Consider the following 21859-nt stretch of genomic DNA (forward strand, 5'->3'; position numbering starts at 1 on the left):
TGCTTGTCATAACAGGCAATGGCTTGATTGATCGGCGCGGCCCGCCGCCACAGATCGATCACTTCAGCCCCCATCACCCCCATCACCGCAAGGACTACAGATATGACCGCGCAAATTACTCCCGTCAGCGATGCGAACTTTGAGGCCGAAGTGGCGCGCAGCGAGGTTCCCGTTCTGATCGACTTCTGGGCACCCTGGTGCGGGCCTTGCATGGCTCTGCTACCAACACTGCAGGCCCTGGCGCCGGTGTACGAAGGCAGCTTGAAGATTGTGAAGGTCAACATCGACGAGTGCCCTGCACTGGCCGAGAAATTCAGCGTTCAAGGCATCCCTTATCTGGTGCTGACCAGGCATGGCGAGACGGTGCTCACTTTGCACGACCGCAGCCGCACGCGCCTGGCCAGCGAGATCGACGCCTTCCTCGATCAGGACGGCGAAGCATGAGCGGCGCCATACATTACTGCGCCTTCGACGGCGATCCGGCCCGCAAGGCGGAGATGGTTGAGCGGGTTCGCGCCAAGTGGTCGCAAGGACAGGTCTTCCCGCTGTCCTATCTGAAATGGCGGACCGATGGCGGGATGGTCTCGATATCGGGGACCCTGGCTGAAACCCAGATTCCGGAGCAGTTCATCGAGCGCACCGGCCTGCCGGTCGAACTGGCGACCCTGTGCGAGGGCCTGGTCTATTCGGGCGTCGAGTTCAGCGAGGACCAGGCCGCGCCCTTTGGCCTGGCCATGCTGGGTAGCGAGGCCATTCTGGGGTTTGCCATCGAGTGGCTGGAGGCCATTCCTGTGGGCGCGGATCTGGGGGGCGTGGTGCCGCGCTTCATGCACAGCTTCCTGACCCGCGTTCTGGCGCCCGACTTCGCCATGGCGGCCCATATGGCGCCATCCGTGCGCACCTGTGCCGAGCGGATTGCCGGCTTGTGGGCACAGGAGATCGACGGCGTGCAGGTGGCGCCCAGGCAATGGCGCAGCGTGCGCTCCGATGCGCTGCGCGCTTCTGACAACTCCAGCGACCCTTGGGGCTACAGCTTGTCCGAGCTGGTCGAATCGCTGGCCTGGCCGGCGCGCGGGCTGGCGCCTGAATTCGTGCCGATCTTCCAGATCTTCGTGAAGGAGTTGCGCCAGTTTTTGACCGCCCCCTACCTCAGCGGCGAAGACTGGGAGCTCCTGACGCAGTCGTCGGTGGGCCTGCGTGCAGTGACCCGTGCCCAGCGCGATCCTCAGCTGTCGCACTTGCCCATGGAAACGCTGCTGGGGCGCGATCCGCAATCGAGGGATACGGTGCTGGCGTTCATGCAAGCGGACATGCAGGCCCGCCTGAAGGCAGCCACGCAACAAGCCCGGTCGGCATCAGACCGTGTGCTGCGCCAGCAGATGGACAGTCTGCGCAGGTTCATCGAGTCACCGGCCAGCTCAACGCGAGCGGGGTGTGAAAGCCCTGACAGTGGGGGGAACCCGGCATGACTGACGTCGGCATCACGGACCCCTCTGCAGAAGAGGCGGTCAAGCGCGAAATGCCGCAGGAAAGCGGCGGCAAGTCCTTGCGGGCTGACATCCGATATGGCGCGTCGCTGGTCGTGCAATACGTCAAGGCCGAGCCGCTGGCGGGCTCGCTGCTCATCGCCTACCAGTTCGCGCACAGCGGGCTGGCGATGTCCTTCTTCCTGAAGATGCAGCTGGCGTTTGCGGACATCGTCAACGCGCTGGCCGCTCACAATGCCTCGGTCATTCCGGGCATCATCACCCAGATCCTGCTGTTCGGCGTCGTGACCACGGTGCTGGGCGCCATTGGTACCTGGTCGCGCCTGTCCTTGCGCATGCGCATGCGCCGCGTGTTGACAACCACGCTGCTCGATCGCTGGATGAACGACAACCGTTTCTTTCACCTCGAACGGCGTGCGCAACTCGACTATCCGGAACAGCGTATTCAGGAAGATATCTTCCAGTTTGTCGACAAGCTGACCCAGATTGGAGTGTCGGTCCTGGGCTCGCTGTTCGGTGTTCTGCTTTACACGTCACAGCTGTGGCGCCTTTCGCCGCCGGTGGGGGTGCCCGCCATCGGCATAACGGAGCCGATCCCCGGCCTGCTGGTCTATCTCGCCTTTGGCTTTGCGCTGGCGATGACGCTGCTGGTGCATTGGGTTGGCGCACTGCTGACGCGCGCCGAGGTTGTGCGGCAACGGCTTGAAGCGCAATTCCGATCGGAAATGCACGCGGTGCGGGAGAACGGCGAATCGATCGCCTTCGTTCGTGCGGCACCCCTCGAGCGTCGCCGGCTGGCCGACACCTTCGCGCTGATCGTGCTGAACTGGCGCACCTACACCTTGGCCAATATGCGCATCACGATTGCCACCGGGCTGCCCGACATGCTGTTGATGTTGATGCCCTACCTGCTGTGTATTCCGTTCGTGCTCGAAGGGCGTATGCAGATAGGCGACATCCAGATCGTGTCGGCCTCGTTCAGCCAGGTCTATAACGGTATCGGCACCCTGGTGACGCAATATGCCGAACTTGCCACCTGGCGCTCGTCCATCGCGCGTTTGCGCTTGCTCGACGAAGCGCTGTCGCAGACCGTGAGCAGCGACATCGTGATCAGCGAAAGTCCTGCGCCGCAGATTGCCGCCCATGATCTGAACATTACCTTCCCGAATGGTGCGCCGATGGTGACGCTCGACAAACTGCATATTGAGGCAGGGTCGCGCGTGTTGGTGCAGGGCACCTCCGGCGCTGGAAAAAGCACGCTGTTGCGCAGCATTGCCGGGCTGTGGCCCTACGGCAGTGGAGTGGTGGAGCTGCCCGCCAACGCGGTCATCGCCTTTCTGCCCCAGCGCAATTACATGCCCAACGGCACGATCGCCAGCTTGATGGCCTATCCGCATGCGCCCGATCGCTACCGCGATGAGCAGTACACCGGCCTGCTGATCGCGTTGGGCCTGGAGCGCCTCCTGCCCGACTTGCACACCTACCAGCCGTGGAGCCGCATCCTCTCGCCCGGGGAGCAACAGCGTATTGCAGCCGCTCGGGCGATTCTGAGCCAACCCGATTTCCTGTTCATCGATGAAGGCACGAGTGCCCTCGATGCACAGTCAGAAACGAAGGTCTACCAGACCGTCGTTGAGCGCTTGCCCAAGGCGGCGCTCATCTCCGTCGCGCACCGCGACAGCGTGGCGCAATTTCACCAACAGCTTCTCAGAATTGAAAACGGCAGGACCAGCCTCTCGCCACTCAGCCAACCATTGTCATCAAGGGGTACAGCAGATGAAGTTTGACGTTACAGGTGTACGTTTTCGCGCCCTGATGGGCTTGGGCAACCTGGCCATGGGGGTGTCGTTGTGCAGCACCACTTATGCTCAGGATCAGGCCAATACGGCCCAGAGCAATGCTCACGGCGCCGCCAGCGAGGTTGGCCTGCCGCAGATTCTGGTGCGCGGCAAGTCCACGCTCGATATGGACATCCGCCGCAGCCGTGACGACATCCAGCCCTATGTGGTGTTTGATGCCGAGCAGATTGCCCAAAGTGGCGCGCAAACCATCGAAAGTTTCCTGCAGACCTATCTGCCGATGAATGCGCAGCAGAACACGACCTCGCAACTGGGTCCACAGACCTCGCCACAGGGCCGCCTCGACCTGCGTGGCCTGGGCGCCAACCAGACGCTGATTCTGGTTGACGGGCGCCGTCTGCCCAGCATTTCGACGGGCGATTCTTTTCAACAGCCCAACCTCAACGGCATTTCGGTGTCGCAGATCGAACGCATCGAGATCCTGCCGGCGACGGCGAGCGGCATCTATGGTGGTGGCGCGACCGGTGGTGTGATCAACATTATTCTCAAGCGCGACTACTCCGGGATCGAGGTCGATGCCAGCTATGGCAATGCTTCTGATGGGGCGGCGGGGCAATACCGCGTGGGCCTCAGCGGTGGTTTCTCGCTGGAAGACGGGCGCACGCGGGTGCTGTTTTCGGCCTCGCATGCCGATGCCGGGGTGCTGCAGTCAAACCGGCGCGATTTCAACAGTCAGGGGCGACAACTACAAATGCGCAACGCTCCGACCGATCCCAGCATCTTGCTGGGCGGCGCCAACATCTGTTCCACCGTTGATGGCTCTACCTGCTCGACCCAACCCTTGCAGCTCAAGAGTGGTGCAGCGCTGGGATCGGCGCTCACCAGCGTTCCCGCCAAATACACCGGGGCGGCCAGTGATGGCGGCGCGGCACTGGCCGCCAATGCCGGCCAACTCCAGTTCAACCAGACTGCGCAGCCCCTCTGGTCGGCGCCTGAAACCACGACGTTCACCTTCAACCCGCGCCGCGAGTTCACGAAAGATGTCGAAGCCTATCTGGACTACGCGTATGACTATTCCAGGACTTCCCTGACGATGCCAACGCAGAGCCTGCAGTATGTGCCGGCCAGCGCGACGGTCAATCCCTTCGAGCAGGATGTGCTGTCCTACCTCACCGTGCCCAATGGCCTGGTGCAGCAGCAGGTGGTCAAGAACACCCGCGTCCATGTCGGGTCGATTGTGCGCTTGCCCGGGCACTGGAGCGCGGTGCTGGAATACGGCTGGCTGCACAACACCACCTCCAGCATCAACAGCACCGCCCTCGGTGCCGCGTCGCAGGCCGCCGACGACACCCTTCAGGGTGCGGCGCTGCGCGACATCGTGGCCTCGCCGCTCGGCGATCCGAACTCGCTGTTTTCGTTCTACAAACAGAGAGGTGAACTCGGCAACACGCTCAAGACCCTGTCCCTGCGTCTGAGCGGCCCGCTCATGAAGCTGCCGGGCGGCAACCTGACTGCCACGGCCTCGTTGGAGCAACGGCGTGAAACCAGCGACAACTCCATCAATTTCAGCGATATCGGTGGCGCCAGCACCTTCTCCTGGACACCTGAAGCCCATCGGAAGGTCGATGCGCAATATCTGGAACTGCGCGCGCCGGTGCTTTCGCCCAGCAACAACGTATTTCTCGTGAATGCGCTGGAACTGATGGCCTCGATTCGCCATGATGGTTACCGGACTGACTTTTCGGGCTCGTCGATTCCGGTCGACAGCGCCAACGGGCCGTTCCTGCCCCAGTCACCCTCGGTCAACAGCTTTGGCTCGACCAACTCCACGCTGGGCTTTCGGTATGCGCCGACGCGCGATATCGCCTTGCGCGCCAGCCATGGCACGGGCTTCCTGCCGCCCGACCTTGGCCAGATTCGCAGTGCGGCGCCAGGCCAGTACTCGTCGTTCCTGATCTCCCTGTTGAATCTGCGCGATCCGGCACGCGGCAACTCGCCCGTTCCCGCGCCGCTGACGGTGCTGGCGGGCGGCAACCCGTCGCTCAAGCCGGAAGCCTCGCGCAGCTCTTCCCTGGGTCTGGTGCTGACTCCGCAGTTTGCGCCGGGCTTGCGTATTTCCCTGGATCACACCGATATCCGCAAGACCAATGAGATCGGTGCGCTGCCACTGCAATATTTTATCGACCACGAAGCCTCGCTCCCTGGGCGCGTGGTGCGTGGGCCGGGTTCGGGCGGGCAGCCGGGCGCCATCACGCAGATCGACGCGTCGTCGCTCAATCTGGCCAGCACCCGCCTTCAGGCGCTCGACCTTCAGGCTGAATACGCTATCAACAGCGAGACGCTGGGGCGTTTGCGCTTCCATGCTGCCGCCACTTACACGAAGGAGCTGAGCCGCCGTGTCCTGGCGACGGAGGCGGCGGTGGATCGTGCCGGTTTTTCCGATGGCCCGCTGAAGTGGCGTGGCAACCTCGGGATCGACTGGAGCAGGAACGACGCCTGGAGCGCTGGCTGGAACGCTCAGTATTACGACAGCTACCGGGTTTGCCAGTCCACCCAGTCGGAAGCCGACTGCCAGATGTGGGAGATGTGGCAGGGCGCCAGCAAGGTACCCAGTCAGTTGTACCACGACGTCTATGTGCGCCATGACTTCGGCACGAGAGGCGGCGTTCTGGGCGAAACCGAAGCGAGCTTTGGCGTGAACAACGTGTTCAACAACCAGGGTTCGTCCATCGCCAGCGGCGTTGCCTATATTGTGGGCCCGACGTCTTATGTCGATCCGCGCGGGCGCCGCTTCACGCTGTCGCTGCGCAAGCACTTCTGATCAAGCGGGCGCCGTTACCGGGAGCCGTTACCGGGAGCCGTTCTCACATGTTGGGCGTGATCCGCTCAGCGCGGCGGGAAGGCCCCGGTTCAGGAACGATTGTTGGCGCGCATCGTTTTGGCCGTGATGCCGAACCGCGCCCGGAACAGGCGTGAGAAGTGGGACAGGCTGGAAAAGCCCACGTCATAGGCAATCTGGGAGATACGTTCCTGGGTCCGCACGAGCTGGTACTGCGCGGCCACCAGCCTGGTTTCAATGAGCACCGCGCTGAAACTGGTGCCGTGGGCTGCGCAAGTATTGTAGATCGTACGCACCGAGCATTTCAGCTTCGCTGCGGCATCTTGCGCCGACATGCCGGTTTGCTCGATGTTGCGGGCGATGAACCACAGGATTTCGCCCATGCGCCCGCGCGCGCGCGGCATGATGTTGTCTGGCCTGGTGCCGGCGGCCAGCGCGGTGCGCAGCAGGTCGCTGATCATGGTCAGGGCCTGGGGCAGGGTTTCATCGTCCTTGAGATCCGGGATACGCCGAGCCAGATCGGCGATGATCGGGGCGGCAAAATAATCTTTGCTGATGTAGAGGTCCGGCAAGACCTGTAAATTGTCCAGGAAGCGCTGCATCGACCACCAGCCCGGCAAGGTGATGATCAGCATGTCCACCTCGCCAGAGCCGGCCAGCGCCATGGGCTGCCAGGCGCAGGCGACAAAGATGTCGCCTGCCTGCAGCATGCGGCGATGCCCGTGCTGGTCCACGCTCAATTGGCCAGAACGCAGGAAAATGGTGTGGGTGCAAAAGCCCCTGCCGTCCGCGCCCGTCGCGCCTTCGATGGAGCAGGCGAAGGCACCGGCGCAGATGTGGTGTACGGTGGCGATGTCGCGTGTCACACTGGTGACACACCAGCCATGGCCTTCGCGGGAACCGCGAAAGCTGTTGTCGAAGACGGCAATAAGCGAAGACTTCACTGACATACGTTGCGTGACCGGTTGCGTGACCGGCCCGGATCATCGCCGGGCCGCCTCCTTGAGCTGGGCACCTCCAGATTACACGACCAGCGTGGCGGCGTCATCAAGCATTTTTTGTTGCATCTCGCTCCGCCAGAGGGCCAACCTGGCTTTGATCCGGGCCTGCCTGGCCACCGACCGCTCCTTGAGGGCCAGCGTGACCGGGTCGGCGGCCCAGCGTTTATTCACTTCTTCCAGGAACTCTTCGTAGCTGGGATCGCCATCGCCGTCCACCATGTTCAGCGCGGTGAATGATTCTTCACTGATGCGGTCCATGGCGGACTTGAAAAAGCTGGCCTCGGCCTCGGTGAACGGGTCCTCGTCGCTGGCCTCGGCCTCGGCGGACAACTGCGCAGTCCAGGCCCGCATGACGTCCTGGACTGCACCGGGCGACAGTTCCAGGTCCCAGGCCAGCGACAGCATCAAGTCGACCACCGGCTCGCTGGCGGGGGCTTCCCGCTGGGCCTGTGTCAGCCTGGTGCGGGCGGCGCGCCAGCTTGGCTTGTCGACGGTGGTGTCGAGCGATCGCTGCACCAGCGTGATGATGGCGACACAGGCGTCGCGCACCGCGCCGGCTTCGACGTGCCGGGCGCGGCCATGGACCGGATCCGTCCAGGCCAGCAGCACTGTACGGCGGGCGAGGTGGCCGGTCCCGGCACCGACCGGAATGCGCTCGAGCAGGGCGTCGTAAAACGTCAGGGCCGCGTCGTCCTCGCCAAAGGCGCCCAGCGCCGGCAACAGCCGGACCAGGGCCGGGTGCAGGCCGTAATCTTGCGAGATCATGGTCAGATCACCCTCGATCGAGGCGTGGGTCAGCCACACGCAATACACCGGCCCCTTGCTGCGGACGTCGGCCTGCAGGGCCTGCTTGGTGGCTGCGTTGCCAAAGGCGTGGAAAGTGCTCACTGGCCGCCTCCGGTGTAGGGTTCGAGCACCGATGCCAGCTTGCCGCGCGAGATCAGGCCGATGAAGCGCTCTACCGGCGCGCCGTCCTTGATCAGAATGAAGGTCGGCACGCTCTGCACGCCGTAAGCCTCGGCCAGTTCGGACTCCTGGTCGATATCGACCTTGACGAAGGCGACCTCGCCCTCGAACTCGCGCGCAGCATCTTCCAGCGCGGGCGCCGAGGCCTTGCACGGGCCGCACCAAACGGCGTGGAAATCAATCAGCACAGGAATCGACGAGCGCAGCACATCGTCCTCGAAGCTGTTGGTGGTAGTGACTTTGAGCAAAGACATGGTTGCATCCTTTATAGGTAGACGCCGCCCGCCAGGCGGGGCGGCTGGAAGGGGTCACTCGGGCTGGCTTGCGCCAGCCTGGGTATCGATCAGAAAGCGCTCGGCTTCCAGGGCCGCCATGCAGCCCATGCCGGCCGACACCACGGCCTGGCGGAAGTGCCTGTCCTGCACATCACCAGCGGCAAACACGCCGGCCACGCTGGTGGCGGTCGAGCCTGGCGTCACCAGCAGGTAGCCGTCCTCGTCCATGGCCAGCTGGTCCTTGAACAGGCTGGTGGCCGGATCGTGGCCGATCGCCACGAACAGGCCGTCCAGCGCCAGCTCCGAGGTCTCGCCGTTCTGGCGGTGGTGCAGGCGCAGGCCCGTGACCTTCTTGCCGTCACCGAGCACTTCGGCCACTTCCGCGTTCCAGATCGGCAAAATCTTCTGGTTGGCCAGCAGGCGGGCCTGGTTGGTCTGGTCGGCACGCAAGCTGTCGCGGCGATGGATCAGATAGACCTGGCTGGCGAAGTTGGCCATGTGCAGCGCATCTTCGACCGCCGTGTTGCCGCCGCCCACCACCGCTACCACGCGGTTGCGAAAAAAATAGCCGTCGCAGGTGGCGCAGGCCGAGACGCCCTTGCCACGGTAGCGGCGTTCACTGTCGAGCCCCAGCCAGCGCGCGTTGGCGCCGGTGGCGATCACCAGGCTGTCGGCGCTGTAGCGCGCGCCGCCGTCGCCGACGGCCACGAAGGGGCGCAGCGACAGGTCGACCTCGACGATATAGTCGTTGATGATCTCGGTGCCCAGATGCCGCGCGTGCTCGCCCATGCGGGCCATCAGCTCGGGGCCTTGCACGCTGGTGTCGCCGGGCCAGTTCTCGACATCGGTGGTGATGGTCAGCTGCCCGCCGGGCTGCAGACCCTCGATGAGCACCGGTTCAAGCGCGCTGCGCGAGGCGTAGATCGCCGCCGTGTAGCCTGCCGGCCCGGAGCCGATGATCAGGAGCTTGCTGTGGCGTGGTGCCGGTGTTGCTGTCTTTGCTTGCATGATTTATCCCTTTGCGCCACCGACGACGACGTTGTCGATGCGAATCGTCGGCTGGCCCACGCCGACCGCCACCATCTGGCCGTGTTTGCCGCACAGCGCGACACCGCCATCGAGCGCCAGATCGTTGCCGATCATCGAGATGGATTTGAGTGTCTGGTTGCCCACGCCGATCAGCGTGGCCCCTTCGATGGCGGCGGTTACCTTGCCGTTCTCGATCAGAAAGGCCTGCTCGGCAGAAAAATTGAACTGGCCCGAGGTGATGTCCACGGTGCCGCCGCTGAACTCGACCGCATAGATGCCGTTGCGCACCGACGCGATGATTTCTTGCGGGTCATAAGAGCCGTTGTCCAGGAAGGTGTTGGTCATGCGCGGCATCGGCAGGTCGGCGTAGGACTGGCGCCGGCCATTGCCGGTCGCGCTGCAGCCCATCAGCCGGGCGCTGGTCTTGTCATGCATAAGGCCGACCAGGCGGCCGTCCTCGATCAGCAAGTTGCGCTGGCCGGCCACGCCTTCATCGTCCACATTGAGCGAGCCACGTGCTTCGGGCAGCGTCGCATCGTCGAAGACGTTGACGCCGGCGGCGGCGATCTGCTGGCCGATCATGCCGTTGAACACCGATTCACGCTTGCGATGGAAATCGCCCTCCAGCCCGTGCCCGACCGCCTCGTGCAGCAGCACCCCGGGGAAGCCTGAGCCCAGTATCACGGTCATCTCGCCGGCCGGCGAAGGCTTGGCGCCCAGGTTGGTGAGCGCTATGGAGGTGGCCTTGCGCACCATTTTTTCCAGCCGGTCGGCGCTGAACTCACTTAATGCAAACCGGCCGCCGCCGCCGGCAGCGCCCGTGCTGCGCTTGCTGGGGCTCTCGGCGATGACCGAGATGTCCAGCCGCACCAGCGGGCGGACATCGCCGGCGAGCGTGCCGTCGGTGGCCGCCACCAGCACGGTTGTATCTTCCACCGACAGCTGGGCCGAGACCTCGATGATGCGCGGATCAATGGCGCGCGCCATCTGGTCGAGCCGCTGCAGCAGCGCCACCTTTTCGACGCTGTCCATGCCGCCCGCCGCCTCGATGGCCGGGTAGGCCCGGGCATCACGGGCCACCCCGGCAATGGCCACGCCACGTCCGGTCGCACCGGCATCCTGGCCCTGGGCTTGCATGCTGCGGGCCGCCGCAGTGATGGCGCTGATGGCTTTTTGACTGATATCGCTGGAATAGGCAAAGGCGGTGTTGTCGCCGTTGACAGCGCGTGCGCCCACGCCTTGCGAAATCGAGAAGGCGGCGCGGGCAACCTTGCCGCGTTCCAGCGACCAGGCATCGCGGGTGGTCAATTCGAAATAGAGGTCGCCGTAATCGGCGCCGCGCGCCCACAGGCCGGACAGCCCCGTCTGCAGCTGGTTGATATCGAGGTCGTTAGCGACCAGTAATCTGTCCTGGGCCAGGGCCAGGCGATGGGAAGCGGTCATAAGCATGGGAATCGGCTTTCTCTTCAAAGGAGTGGTTGACATCAGCGTCCGGCGATCTGCAAGTCGGGCAGCAGGATCGAGCCGACCCGGATCGCGCCCTCGCGGTGCACGTCGGCGCCCACCGCGACGATGGCCTTGAGCATGTCTTGCAGATTGCCGGCCACCGTGAAAGCGTGGACAGGCCGCACGACCAGACCGTTTTCAACCCAGAAGCCGGCCGCCGCCCGCGAATACACGCCGGTGGCCAGATTGCTGCCGCCGCCCATGAAGCGGGTCAGCCACAGGCCGGTGCCCAGCTTGCGCAGCATGGCCGGCAAGTCGTCGCCCGGCAGGGTGGCGCTGCTGGTCAGGGTGAGGTTGCGCATGCCGCCGGCGTTGCCGGTGGAGGCATGGCCCAGCTTGCGCGCCATGCGCGTGTCCAGAAACAGCCCCTCGACCACGCCGCTGCGCACGATGGCGCGGCGCCTGCCCGCCACGCCTTCGCTGTCGAACGTGGCGCTGGCCAGGCCAAAGGGCTCGAAGGGATCTTCTTCCAGCGTCAGGTGCGCGGCCGCCAGCGGTTGCCCCAGGGCGTCGGGCAGGAAGGTCAGGCGCTGAAACTGTGCCGTGCCGCTCAGCTGGGCGCACAGGTCGCGCACCAGGCTGGAGGCCACCGGCGCATCGACCAGCACCGGCACGCGACAGGTGGTCAGCCCTTCGGCGCCCAGCATGCCCAGCGCCTTTTCGGCGGCGATGCGGCCCACCTCGGCATGGGAGCGCAGACCGTCCAGGCGGCGGTCCACCGACGACCAGTTACCCTGGTACATGTCCTCGCCGCGCTGGGCGATGGTCTGGCACCAGCGCTGCTGGACCGAGCTGCTGCCGGTGCGGCAAAACCCCTGGCTGGTGGCCAGCGCAAAACGCATGTCCTGGCTGGCGGCGCCCGCCTGCGACACCCGCACCTCGTCACGGTTGGCGCTCGCCAGCGCGGCGGTCTCGATGGCCAGCGCGGCTTCGGTCAGATCCCCGGCGCTCTGGCCGCACGGCGCGAACAGTGGCACGCCCGGCGTTGACCATGCCAGGGCGTCGCGCTCGGCCAGGCCGGCATCCGGATCGGGTTCCAGCTGGCGCGCCATGGCGGCAGCCTGCTCCACCACCCGGTCGATGGCGCTGCGGCTCAGTGATTGGGTCGATGCAACGCCGGTGCGGCCATCGGCATAGACCGTGATGCGCAGGCTTTGACTGCCTTCGCGCACGGCGGTCTCGACCTGGCCACCGGCGACAGTGACGGTGACGCCGCCTTGCTCGCTGACCATGGCCATGGCCTCACGGGCACCCACGGCAGCGCTGCGCTCAATCGCGTACGCCACCGCTTGGGCAAGATCAGTCTTGCTTTGGAGAAGGTAGCCATCGCCACCCGCGATGGACGCTGTTCCGGTGGAGCGGGTAAGTCCGCTGAGGCTCATATGATTTCCTTTGATAAGCAGTTTTGGAGACCTGTCGGTTCAGGGCGGCGCACGCAGTACGGCCCGCCATCTCTGGCCGGTTGACCAATGCTGCAAATATAAGGTGAGCGCCGCCAGTGCGTTGGCTCCGCAGGACGCGGCTTGTTGTCTGACAGTGCAATCTACGCAAAGTCCGCCGCAGCGGTGCCGGGTCTGGCGCAACCCCGCACTGCGGCTAACCACCTTTTTTCTGCCTCGGCTAAAATACCGGCTTGAGTAACCGCCACTTTCGGCAGCGCGCCCCGCGCCGACCCGCTTTATGAAAATCCTTGAATACGCCGAATTTTCGCCGCCCCGCAACAAGGCACAGTACGACAAGGTGCGGCAGGCGATCGAACGCGACGATTTTCGCTCGGCCGATGTCAAAAAACTGACAAATTTAGCACACGGCAAGTTCTATCGCGCCAAGCTCGACTATGCCGACCGCTTGCTGTTCTCGACCATCCGCTACCAGGGCGAGGTGTACGCGCTGATGCTGGAGGTGATCGAGCAACATGCCTACGACAAGTCGCGCTTCCTGCGCGGCGCCGGGATCGACGACGCCAGGATTGCGCCGGTCGAGGCGGCCGAGGCGATCGAGCAGGCCGATCCGGTACGCTATCTGCACCCGCAGCGGCGCCATGTGCATTGGCTCGACAAAGTCATTTCCTTCGACGATGCGCAACAGGCGATCTATCTGCAGCCGGCACCGCTGATCATCGTCGGCAGCGCCGGCAGCGGCAAGACCGCCCTGACGCTGGAAAAAATGAAGCATGCGCGCGGCGAGATCCTGTACGTAACGCATTCGGCCTACCTGGCGCAGGCGGCGCGCGACTTGTATTTTGCCGACGGCTTCGAGCGCGAAGGGCAGGAAGCGACCTTCCTGTCGTATCGCGAGTTCATCGAGTCGATCCGCGTGCCGGCCGGGCGCGAAGCGAACTGGCGCGATTTTTCCGCCTGGTTTGCGCGCATGCGCCAGCAATTCAAGGGCATCGATGCCCACCAGGCCTTCGAGGAAATCCGCGGCGTGCTGACCGCCGATGCCGGCGGCGTGCTGGCGCGCGAGCAATACCGCGCGCTTGGCACCCGGCTGTCGATCTTCGCTGCGAGCGAACGCGATACCCTCTACGACCTCTTCGAGCGCTACTGCGACTGGCTGCACGAGGCGCAATTGTATGACCTGAACCTGGTGGCGCACGCCTGGCGGCGCGAGGTCGCGGCGCGCTACGATTTCGTGGTGGTCGACGAGGTCCAGGATCTGACCGTGGTGCAATTGGCGCTGGTATTGCAGGCGCTCAAGGCGCCGGGTCAGTTTTTGCTGTGCGGCGATTCGAACCAGATCGTCCACCCCAATTTTTTCTCCTGGAGCAAAATCAAGACCCTGTTCTGGAACGATCCGGCGCTGGCCGAAAGACAGCAGTTGCAGGTGTTGCGCGCCAATTTCAGGAACGGCAAGGAAGTCACGCGGATTGCCAACACGCTGCTCAAGATCAAGCACCGGCGCTTCGGCTCGATCGACCGCGAGAGCAATTTCCTGGTCGACGCCGTCAACCAGGAGGCCGGCACGGTCAGCCTGCTGGCCGACAGCGACAATGCCCGCCGCGATCTCAATACGCAAATCCGCCGCTCGACGCGCTTTGCGGTACTGGTGCTGCGCGACGAAGACAAGGCCGAAGCGAAAAAGCAGTTCGATACGCCGCTGATTTTCTCGGTGCATGAAGCCAAGGGCCTCGAATACGACAGCATCGTGCTGTTCCGCTTTGTTTCCGACAACCGCAGCCGGTTCGCCGACATCGCCGACGGGGTCAGCGCGACCGACCTGGCCGGCGACGAACTGCAATACAGCCGCGCCCGGGACAAGGCCGACAAGTCGCTCGAGATCTACAAATTCTATGTCAACGCCCTGTACGTGGCGCTGACCAGGGCGGTGCGCAATGTCTACCTGATCGAATCCGATGCCGGCCATCCGCTGCTGCGCTTGCTCGATATCAGCCAGGCCGATGCAGCGGCCAAGGTCGATGCGCAAGCGTCGAGCCTCGAGGACTGGCAAAAAGAAGCGCGCAAGCTTGCCTTGCAAGGCAAGCAGGAACAAGCGGACGCGATCGAGCGCCTGATCCTCAAGACCACCCCGGTGCCATGGACGGTATTCAACGACGCCACCTTGCGCGAGACGCTGGCGAAAGTCTTCCGCGAGCGCGCGCCTGGCAGCAAAAGCAAGAGCCAGCTGTTCGACTACGCGACCTGTTTCGACGAACCGGTGCTGGCCGGCCTGCTGGCGCACGATGCCGGTTTCGAGCAGGCGCGCAATTTCCACCGGCTCGCACCAACGCTGGGGCGGCGCCACTACCAGGGGTATTTTGCACGCAACATCAAAGACATCTTGCGCCTGTGCGACAAGCACGGCGTCGAGCATCGCACGCCGATGAACCAGACGCCACTGATGGCGGCGGCAGCGGCCGGCAACCTGCCGCTGATTGAGGCCTTGCTCGAACGCGGCGCCGACAGCGGCGCCACCGACCACCTGGGCCGCAACGCGCTGCACTGGGTGCTGGCCACGGCCTGCCGCGACAGCGCCTACGCCACGGCATCGCTGGGCGCCGTCTACCACCTGGTGGCGCCGCCCTGCATCGATGTGATGGCGGGCGAGCGCCTGATACGCATCGACAAGCGCCAGTCCGAGTACCTGCTGTTCCAGACCATGTGGATGCTGTTCAAATCGTGTTTCGGCATTCACGAGCGCGGCAGCTTCGATGCAGGCATGCTGCTCGACGCCTACGAAAAAATGCCGCCGAGCATACTGGCGCCGGAGCGCAAGAAGCGCGCCTTCATTTCCGGCGTGCTGGCACGCAACGAGGTCGATCGCGACTACGCCTACAACCGGCGCCTGTTCAAGCGCCTGGCGACCGGCCAATACCAGTTCAATCCCGAGTTGGCCCTGCGCCGCAGCAGCCACGATGGCGATACCTGGGTGCCGGCGTTTGCCGCGCTCAACCTGCCATTGGTGAAGGAACTGGCCGATCCGTGGCATCACCGGCAGATCGATGCGCTGCTCGTCCTGGCCGGGCTGCCCCCGGGCGGCGACAAGAGCATCGCCGATGACGCGCATGATCGCGTGCGGCGCGCACTCTGACCATCCTTGTGGCGGGCTGCAACAGTTGACAAGACCGGCTATGGCGCCACCGGCGCCAGGCCCGCAGATCGGGTATCAGGGCCACGGGTATCAGGGTCAGGTCCGCCATTCGGACACAAGCGCACATAAAAAAGCCCCGGCAGCTGCCCGCCGGGGCTTCATTCGATGCTGCCAAATTCTGGTGGGCCTCCCGTGAGTCGAACACGGCACCAACGGATTATGAGTGCGTCTTGCTTGCCGTCAACAACCGTCAATACTCGACAATTCAACGACTTACAAGAAAAAATCCCTCAATAATCGTCATTAAATGCCAGTAAAGTGGACATAAAATGGACACTTTACTATTCTGTCATTAGTGGAAGTAAGTCAATAAACATAACTGGTGTTTCACTTTGACGATTTACATCCGTATCCAATAAAGTAAAGCCCGTTCGCGTATAAAATTTAACGGCTTCAGATTTGGCATCCGTAACAACGAACCGACATCCAACAGCAGGTGCAATTACATCAGCGGCTATAGCGAGAGCAATCGACACAAGATTTTCCCCGACACGTACGCCTCGATATCGTTCATCAACAGCTAAACGAGCAATTTTAACGGCAGGTAAGGACTCATATCGGTTAGCATACTGACAGTCTTCAAGGGCATAACCATTGCGAATATCAATCTCGCTACAGGTGAGCGTCAGGTAACCAAGAATTCCCGAAACGTCATCTTCTACTGGCTCTATGACTGGTACATCTTTGTCAACTAAAAGCTTAATAGCAACATAAGTCTTGGCAATATTTCCAGTATGAAAATCTTTTGCCTGATTGCGTAAAAAGCTTTTCAATGGAGCAAATGCTGCAGCTCCTGTCTTAAAGCTATTTATACGATCACTAGGCTTTAGCTCGCGGATAACGTAGTCAACACCAAACAGCATCTTGGTGAAACTATTTCGATGAATTGGTAACTTTGGAGGCCAGCAATTGGCGCAGCACAGCCCGACCATGCGCAAGCGTGGCTTGAGCAGTAGCGTTCGGTTTGTCTTCGCGCATGTGCTGAATGAACCGAGCAGCATCTTTGCCGCTCAGCTCTACACGCCCGAAAGTGCTTGTTTTGATAGCCATATTGCCTAATTTGAAATTTCTTTTTTAACAACGATAATTTAGTAGTCCTTTAAATGATACATCAAATTTGAGTAAGAGTACACGTCTAAACGTGTATTCGCCTCACTGTCACTCACCATATCTATAAGTAGGGCAAGACCCTCAGCAAGTTGCTTAATGGCAATATTTCCAGAAAAATTCTTCTCGATAGCACAATGACGCAAACAGTCGGGCACGATGAGCTGCGGCACGCCGCCGTAGAAGCGCAACGCCCGCGCCGTCGAGTCTAGCCAGTCGGCCATCGTTTCGTGTGGCGTGGCACAGGCATAGGTATAGCTCGACGCACCCAGCGAAGCGACGAAGATGTGGGCCCGCCCGCCGTCGGCCAGGGCGATGGTGGGGCCGGCGTAGTCGATGAACAGCTTCTCGCCGGCGCGGTGGAGCTGCCGCATCGAGCGCTTCAGTTGCCTGGCGAAGCGCCGGTAGTTCTCGCGGAACTGCGAGTAGGCATAGGTCTGCAAGCTGGCGTGGTCGGCGCGGTGCTCTTCCCACAGCAGCATCAGCGTCATGCCTTTGCGGCGCAACTCCTGGTGCAGGCGCCCGTAGTCAGGTTGCACGTAATCGCGCACTTTTTGGGAACCGGCCAGCAGGCGCCGTTCCAGTGCCGCCTCGTCCATGCCCAAGACGGCGTCCCACTCCAGGCCAGCGGCGGCGGCCAAGCCCGCGTATTTCGTGACGACGCCTTTTGAGAGCCCCAGCGCATCGGCGATCTGCTGGTGCGACAGTTTGGCATCGAGCTTGAGCCGTAATACATCTTTGATCTTACGCATAGTGATCCTCGGTGCGGGCACGCTGTATCCAGTCAAAAAACTGGCAGCGTACCCGTAGGTTGCAATATGCGTAACACCATTCTTGCGCCGTACAACGCCGTTCCGGCATCGTGACCAGCCATTCCGGGATCGTGACCGCTGATTCCGGGGAACCCCCAAAATCGGTCACGTTCGCGCGGAATGGGCGGTCACGTTCAAATGGAATGACTGGTCACGATGCCGAAATCACTGGTCACGATGAACCGGAATACCCACTTTGCCAAGGGCGGCGCTGGGAAAGCGCCACAGGACCGGGTTATCGGCTCCCAGGCATTCGGCGCCCTGGCGCGCATGGTGTTGGTGACGGCAAAGGAAGAAGGCAGCAACCAGCGCGTAATGGCCAGGGCGAAATCGAACATTGCCCCGGATGATGGCGGCGTGGCGTACTCGCTGGAGCTGGCCACCATCGTCGGCGGCATCGAGGCGACGCATGCGGTATGGGCCGGCGCCATCGAGGGCACGGCTCGGGAAATCCTCGGCGACGTTGAGCACGACGACAGCGAGGGCGGCGGCGAGCGCCAAGAGTGAAGGCAAGACGTTGGGGCGGCCATCCAAGACCACTTCTGAGCAGCGCGCCGAAATTTCCTCCAAGTACGAGCAGGGTGAGAGCGTTAGCGCTCTGGCCCGGTTTTACTCGGTATCGAGGGCTAACATTCTGAACGTGGTAAAGTCGAGCTAAATTTTTTTCAGGTCTACACAATCAATTTTATCTTCGCCCGCAATTATATAACCACCAATCTCCACTTCGAACCCCATTTGTTTAATCATCTCACCAACCTTCAGCAAATAGGCCTCGTCTGCTCGTTTCCATCCTAAGTTCAGCACTTCCAGTCCTAGTCGAGTAACGATATAAATAGGTAGTTTGAGGATGCGATTAACGTCAGAATGCCTTACAAGCAAGACGCGTCCGTGTGATGTAAGGCCTTGTAAGAAATTTTCTTGTGCTGAAGAGCGAAGTTGGGTAGACATACCTAGCGCTTCAACTCCAGATAGAATACCAAGTTCTTGAAGCTCTAAAAAATTTAAAAAATCTAAATCTTCGATAAGTTCTTTATTCTTTGGAGGGCGAACAACGAAGTTTTTTACAACGTAGGGCGCTAATTTCTCAATTAAAACTGCATCCTCACGAGAAATATTTCTCAAAAAAGCTAAAGTGCGTAGCGAGAATGCTCCTGGACTTTTGACCTCCCCTGCCAGTACTTTACCCCACAATGCCTGAAGCTCATCCGACGAAACTGCCGCTGCGCTATCACGCCATCTTAGAAGCCAGTCGTCAGACACAGGTACATCCGTCGCGTCCTGGGTATCTTGCTCAAGCTCTTGCTCTGCATATAAAACAGCTTTCGTGACGCTGACCTCTTTCCTGAATTCCTCTTTGAGCACATTTGCCCGTACGATTTCTTCAAGTTCCTCAATAATCGCCAGACGCGTAGTGGGTAAAACTCCTTCATGAATGGCTGTCACGCCTGCGTTTTCCAGTCTCCCCCCTGGGAGCAGTACTTTCTTCCCTGATTGAATATCGGCAACTTCAATTTTTGTCTGAGCAAGCATCAGTGAATTTAGGCGTTTAATTTCTGCTGCCGCAGCTCCCTCACGACGCATCTGCCATGGTTTGAGTAGTAAACCAACCCCTTTACCTGCGATTGTGTCGCAGAGTTTTATTAATAACTTCTCACCTGGCCAGTTGAACTCCATAAATCACCTCGATAAGTCGATTATTCGGAAAAACCTACACGGTGCCTACACGGAAAATATGGACAAGAAAAAAGGACTTAGATTTACACCTAAGTCCTTGATTTAATTGGTGGGCCTCCCGTGAGTCGAACACGGCACCAACGGATTATGAGTCCGCTGCTCTAACCAAGCATGAGCTAGAGGCCCGGGGTGGTGCTGGCGGGGCGGGCGGTGGAGCCGGCCTCGCGTGGCCGTTGTGAAACGGACACGCGAGCATAGGGGGAACCGCCGCCTACGTCAAGCCCTGACGGACCTTTAATTACCTTCCAAGAAGCTTTTCAGCTTGTCGGAGCGCGATGGGTGGCGCAACTTGCGCAGCGCCTTCGCTTCGATCTGGCGGATGCGCTCGCGCGTGACGTCGAATTGCTTGCCGACTTCTTCCAGCGTGTGGTCGGTGGACATTTCGATGCCGAAACGCATGCGCAGCACTTTCGCTTCGCGCGGCGTCAGGGAGTCCAGCACGTCCTTGACCACGCCGCGCATCGAGGCGTGCAGGGCCGCGTCGGCGGGGGCCAGGGTGTTGTTGTCCTCGATGAAGTCGCCCAGGTGGGAATCGTCGTCGTCGCCGATCGGCGTTTCCATCGAGATCGGTTCCTTGGCGATTTTCATGATCTTGCGGATCTTGTCCTCGGGCATTTCCATCTTGATCGCCAGGGTGGCCGGATCGGGTTCGGCGCCGGTTTCCTGCAGGATCTGACGCGAGATGCGGTTCATCTTGTTGATCGTCTCGATCATGTGCACGGGAATGCGGATCGTGCGCGCCTGGTCGGCGATCGAGCGGGTAATCGCCTGGCGGATCCACCAGGTGGCGTAGGTCGAGAACTTGTAGCCGCGGCGGTATTCGAACTTGTCGACCGCCTTCATCAGGCCGATATTGCCTTCCTGGATCAGGTCGAGGAATTGCAGGCCGCGGTTCGTGTATTTCTTGGCGATCGAAATCACCAGACGCAAGTTGGCCTCCGTCATTTCACGCTTGGCCTTGCGCGCCTTCATTTCACCGGCCGCCATCTGGCGGTTGATGTTGCGCAGGTCCGGCAGCGGCAGCACGACGCGCGCCTGCAGGTCGATCAGGCGTTGCTGCAGTTCCTTGACGGTCGGAATGTTGCGGCCCAGGATGGCGCTGTAAGCGTGTCCTGCGTTGACTTCGCCATCGACCCAGTCGAGATTGGTTTCATTGCCGGGGAAGACCTTGATGAAGTGGGCGCGCGGCATGCCGCAGCGGTTGACGGCCACGTCGAGGATCTGTTTTTCGATATGGCGCACTTCGTCAACCTGGCCGCGCAGGGTGTCGCACAGCTTTTCGACCACCTTGGCCGTAAAGCGGATGCCCAACAGTTCGTGCGAGATCGCTTCCTGCGCCTTGGCGTAGGGCTTGGAGTTATAGCCTTCTTTTTCAAAGGCGCGGCGCATCTTGTCGAATTGCTGGGAAATCACGGCGAATTTTTCCAGCGCCGTGCGTTTCAGCGTTTCCAGCTGCTCGGCCGAGAAACCGGCGGCACCCGAGGCACTCGCTTCTTCCTCTTCGCCCTCTTCCTCTTCTTCCTCTTCGCCCTCTTCCTCGTCTTCCTCGACGGGCGCGACCACGACCGGCGCGACCACCGGCTCGTTGTCATCGACCAGGCCGTCGACGATTTCATCGATCTTGGTCTCGTCGTTGGCGATGCGGTCGGCGGCGGCGATGATCTCGGCGATCGTCACGGGGCAGGCGGAAATGGCCTGTATCATGTCTTTCAGGCCGTCTTCGATGCGCTTGGCGATTTCGATCTCGCCTTCACGCGTCAAGAGCTCGACCGAACCCATTTCGCGCATGTACATGCGCACGGGGTCGGTGGTGCGGCCAAAGTCGGAGTCGACCGTCGACAGCGCGGCCTCGGCCGCCGCCTCGGCCTCGTCGTCGCTGGTGACGACGGCAACGTTATCGGACAACAACAACGTTTCGGCGTCGGGCGCGTGCTCGTAGACGGCGATGCCCATGTCGTTGAAGGTGCCGATAATGCCTTCGATGGCTTCCGGATCGACGATGTTTTCGGGCAAGTGATCGTTGATTTCGGCGTAGGTGAGGAAACCGCGCTCCTTGCCGAACTTGATCAGGGTCTTGAGTTTCTGGCGCCGGCGCTCGAGTTCTTCCTCGCTCGCTTCGGTGTCGGACGAAAACGCGTCTTTCAGCAGCGCGCGCTCTTTCGCCTTGCGGTCCTTGGCCTTGGCCTTGTCGACGGCCTTGAGTTCGGCCCGTTCGACGGCGTTCAGCGCGGCGACTTCATCGTTTTCTGGCTGGAATTCTTTTGGCTTGCGGCCGCGGCGGCCTGGCACTTTTACCGAAGGCAAGACATAGCCTGACGTATCGATCGCCGCCAGGGTGGCGGCATCGGTGGTCTGGCTCACCACGGGCGCGCTGATGACCCGGGTTTCGGGCCGGTCCAGCGCCTTTTCGGCTTTCGTGGTAACTTTAGTGGGCTTCACAGCCGCTTTGGATTCGGGTTTCTTGATTGGCACAGGCGCTTTCGATTACACAACGACTTGCTTTACGGTGGATTAGGATAAAGTTTGCTGCCAGCCCCGCGTCTCTCCACGGAAGCCACCATCTTCGAACCTGCCGACAACTCAGGTTCGACACTGTTACGTTACTTACACCTCATCGGCCACGATCCGCGGGAAACGCAGCACTTCCTGTCCACCGGCTGTCGCCAGCCGTTTTCGGCAGAAACTACTGCATCCAACCGCGCGGGAGCGAGAGC

General features: G+C 61.6%; 16 protein-coding genes, 1 tRNA gene and 1 pseudogene. 7 read left to right on the forward strand and 11 right to left on the reverse strand.

Annotated elements, in window-relative coordinates; all coding sequences use genetic code 11:
- The first annotated feature begins 102 nt into the window (after positions 1-102).
- Genes CD932_RS05930 through CD932_RS05945 form a run of 4 tightly spaced genes read left to right on the forward strand, consistent with a single transcriptional unit; the run spans position 103 to position 6107 of the window.
- On the forward strand, positions 103-444 hold the full coding sequence (locus tag CD932_RS05930) for a co-chaperone YbbN (RefSeq protein WP_094441825.1): 342 nt from the start codon (positions 103-105) through the stop codon (positions 442-444).
- Positions 441-1469, forward strand: a complete 1029-nt coding sequence (locus CD932_RS05935) for a hypothetical protein (RefSeq protein WP_094441826.1) — start codon at positions 441-443, stop codon at positions 1467-1469. Before CD932_RS05930 ends, CD932_RS05935 begins: the two co-directional genes overlap by 4 nt.
- Complete coding sequence (locus CD932_RS05940; RefSeq protein ID WP_094441827.1) at positions 1466-3274, forward strand: ABC transporter ATP-binding protein/permease; 1809 nt, start codon at positions 1466-1468, stop codon at positions 3272-3274. The genes CD932_RS05935 and CD932_RS05940 overlap by 4 nt, the downstream gene beginning before the upstream one ends.
- Positions 3264-6107: a TonB-dependent receptor gene (locus tag CD932_RS05945; protein ID WP_176460890.1), complete on the forward strand. Its 2844-nt coding sequence runs from the start codon at positions 3264-3266 to the stop codon at positions 6105-6107. Before CD932_RS05940 ends, CD932_RS05945 begins: the two co-directional genes overlap by 11 nt.
- An 89-nt stretch (positions 6108-6196) precedes the next feature.
- Here the strand turns inward: CD932_RS05945 and CD932_RS05950 are convergent, their stop codons facing one another.
- The 6 genes from CD932_RS05950 to CD932_RS05975 all read right to left on the reverse strand — a co-directional run bounded on the left by CD932_RS05950 (position 6197) and on the right by CD932_RS05975 (position 12158).
- On the reverse strand, positions 6197-7075 hold the full coding sequence (locus CD932_RS05950; protein ID WP_094441829.1) for an AraC family transcriptional regulator: 879 nt from the start codon (positions 7073-7075) through the stop codon (positions 6197-6199).
- Positions 7076-7147: 72 nt separating this feature from the next.
- Complete coding sequence (locus CD932_RS05955; protein ID WP_094441830.1) at positions 7148-8014, reverse strand: hypothetical protein; 867 nt, start codon at positions 8012-8014, stop codon at positions 7148-7150.
- Positions 8011-8346, reverse strand: a complete 336-nt coding sequence (gene trxA, locus CD932_RS05960; RefSeq protein ID WP_217907235.1) for a thioredoxin — start codon at positions 8344-8346, stop codon at positions 8011-8013. The genes CD932_RS05955 and trxA overlap by 4 nt, the downstream gene beginning before the upstream one ends.
- A gap of 54 nt (positions 8347-8400) precedes the next feature.
- The gene (trxB, locus tag CD932_RS05965) at positions 8401-9375 is read right to left on the reverse strand and encodes a thioredoxin-disulfide reductase (RefSeq protein ID WP_094441831.1); all 975 of its coding nucleotides are present in this window, start codon (positions 9373-9375) and stop codon (positions 8401-8403) included.
- Positions 9376-9378: 3 nt separating this feature from the next.
- Positions 9379-10845 (reverse strand): metalloprotease TldD, encoded by a 1467-nt coding sequence (tldD, locus tag CD932_RS05970; RefSeq protein WP_094441832.1) that lies wholly within the window; start codon positions 10843-10845, stop codon positions 9379-9381.
- Between the two features lie 35 nt (positions 10846-10880).
- Positions 10881-12158 carry a TldD/PmbA family protein gene (locus tag CD932_RS05975; protein WP_176460891.1) on the reverse strand — a complete coding sequence of 426 codons (1278 nt, stop codon included), beginning with the start codon at positions 12156-12158 and terminating at the stop codon, positions 10881-10883.
- 424 nt (positions 12159-12582) lie between these two features.
- Here CD932_RS05975 and CD932_RS05980 point away from each other — a divergent pair, with 424 nt between their 5' ends.
- Entirely contained in the window at positions 12583-15432 is a 2850-nt protein-coding gene (locus CD932_RS05980) for a UvrD-helicase domain-containing protein (protein ID WP_094441834.1), read from the forward strand.
- 341 nt (positions 15433-15773) lie between these two features.
- Here the strand turns inward: CD932_RS05980 and CD932_RS28075 are convergent, their stop codons facing one another.
- Positions 15774-16493, reverse strand: a complete 720-nt coding sequence (locus CD932_RS28075) for a GNAT family N-acetyltransferase (RefSeq protein ID WP_141213191.1) — start codon at positions 16491-16493, stop codon at positions 15774-15776.
- A gap of 255 nt (positions 16494-16748) precedes the next feature.
- Positions 16749-17372: pseudogene (locus CD932_RS05985) on the reverse strand (IS21 family transposase); the annotation flags it as partial.
- A gap of 216 nt (positions 17373-17588) precedes the next feature.
- On the opposite strand from CD932_RS05985, the gene CD932_RS05990 reads away from it, so the two are divergent.
- Both CD932_RS05990 and CD932_RS29730 read left to right on the forward strand, forming a co-directional pair.
- Entirely contained in the window at positions 17589-17918 is a 330-nt protein-coding gene (locus CD932_RS05990) for a hypothetical protein (RefSeq protein WP_176460892.1), read from the forward strand.
- Entirely contained in the window at positions 17821-18069 is a 249-nt protein-coding gene (locus tag CD932_RS29730) for a helix-turn-helix domain-containing protein (protein ID WP_369679812.1), read from the forward strand. The genes CD932_RS05990 and CD932_RS29730 overlap by 98 nt, the downstream gene beginning before the upstream one ends.
- Here the strand turns inward: CD932_RS29730 and CD932_RS06000 are convergent.
- From CD932_RS06000 to rpoD, 3 genes are all read right to left on the reverse strand, one after another.
- The gene (locus CD932_RS06000) at positions 18066-19085 is read right to left on the reverse strand and encodes a DUF2806 domain-containing protein (RefSeq protein WP_094441835.1); all 1020 of its coding nucleotides are present in this window, start codon (positions 19083-19085) and stop codon (positions 18066-18068) included. The two genes, CD932_RS29730 and CD932_RS06000, sit on opposite strands and share 4 nt — an antisense overlap.
- A 107-nt stretch (positions 19086-19192) precedes the next feature.
- Positions 19193-19271: transfer RNA gene (locus CD932_RS06005), tRNA-Ile, on the reverse strand.
- A gap of 108 nt (positions 19272-19379) precedes the next feature.
- A complete protein-coding gene (rpoD, locus tag CD932_RS06010) occupies positions 19380-21617 on the reverse strand; it encodes an RNA polymerase sigma factor RpoD (protein ID WP_094441836.1) in 2238 nt (745 codons plus the stop codon).
- Positions 21618-21859: the final 242 nt, after the last annotated feature.

Origin of the sequence: Janthinobacterium sp. PC23-8 (assembly GCF_002250505.1) — a bacterium.
In the GTDB taxonomy this organism is placed as follows: domain Bacteria; phylum Pseudomonadota; class Gammaproteobacteria; order Burkholderiales; family Burkholderiaceae_D; genus Janthinobacterium.

Bases quoted from the DNA above. Each gene is read 5' to 3' on its own strand.
- CD932_RS05945 (WP_176460890.1), top strand. From the start codon at position 3,264: ATGAAGTTTGACGTTACAGGTGTACGTTTTCGCGCCCTGATGGGCTTG.
- CD932_RS28075 (WP_141213191.1), bottom strand. From the start codon at position 16,493: ATGCTGCTCGGTTCATTCAGCACATGCGCGAAGACAAACCGAACGCTA.
- trxB (WP_094441831.1), bottom strand. From the start codon at position 9,375: ATGCAAGCAAAGACAGCAACACCGGCACCACGCCACAGCAAGCTCCTG.
- CD932_RS05935 (WP_094441826.1), top strand. From the start codon at position 441: ATGAGCGGCGCCATACATTACTGCGCCTTCGACGGCGATCCGGCCCGC.
- CD932_RS05940 (WP_094441827.1), top strand. From the start codon at position 1,466: ATGACTGACGTCGGCATCACGGACCCCTCTGCAGAAGAGGCGGTCAAG.
- CD932_RS05980 (WP_094441834.1), top strand. From the start codon at position 12,583: ATGAAAATCCTTGAATACGCCGAATTTTCGCCGCCCCGCAACAAGGCA.
- CD932_RS05990 (WP_176460892.1), top strand. From the start codon at position 17,589: ATGAACCGGAATACCCACTTTGCCAAGGGCGGCGCTGGGAAAGCGCCA.
- CD932_RS05950 (WP_094441829.1), bottom strand. From the start codon at position 7,075: ATGTCAGTGAAGTCTTCGCTTATTGCCGTCTTCGACAACAGCTTTCGC.
- CD932_RS05930 (WP_094441825.1), top strand. From the start codon at position 103: ATGACCGCGCAAATTACTCCCGTCAGCGATGCGAACTTTGAGGCCGAA.
- CD932_RS06000 (WP_094441835.1), bottom strand. From the start codon at position 19,085: ATGGAGTTCAACTGGCCAGGTGAGAAGTTATTAATAAAACTCTGCGAC.
- trxA (WP_217907235.1), bottom strand. From the start codon at position 8,346: ATGTCTTTGCTCAAAGTCACTACCACCAACAGCTTCGAGGACGATGTG.
- tldD (WP_094441832.1), bottom strand. From the start codon at position 10,845: ATGCTTATGACCGCTTCCCATCGCCTGGCCCTGGCCCAGGACAGATTA.
- CD932_RS29730 (WP_369679812.1), top strand. From the start codon at position 17,821: ATGCGGTATGGGCCGGCGCCATCGAGGGCACGGCTCGGGAAATCCTCG.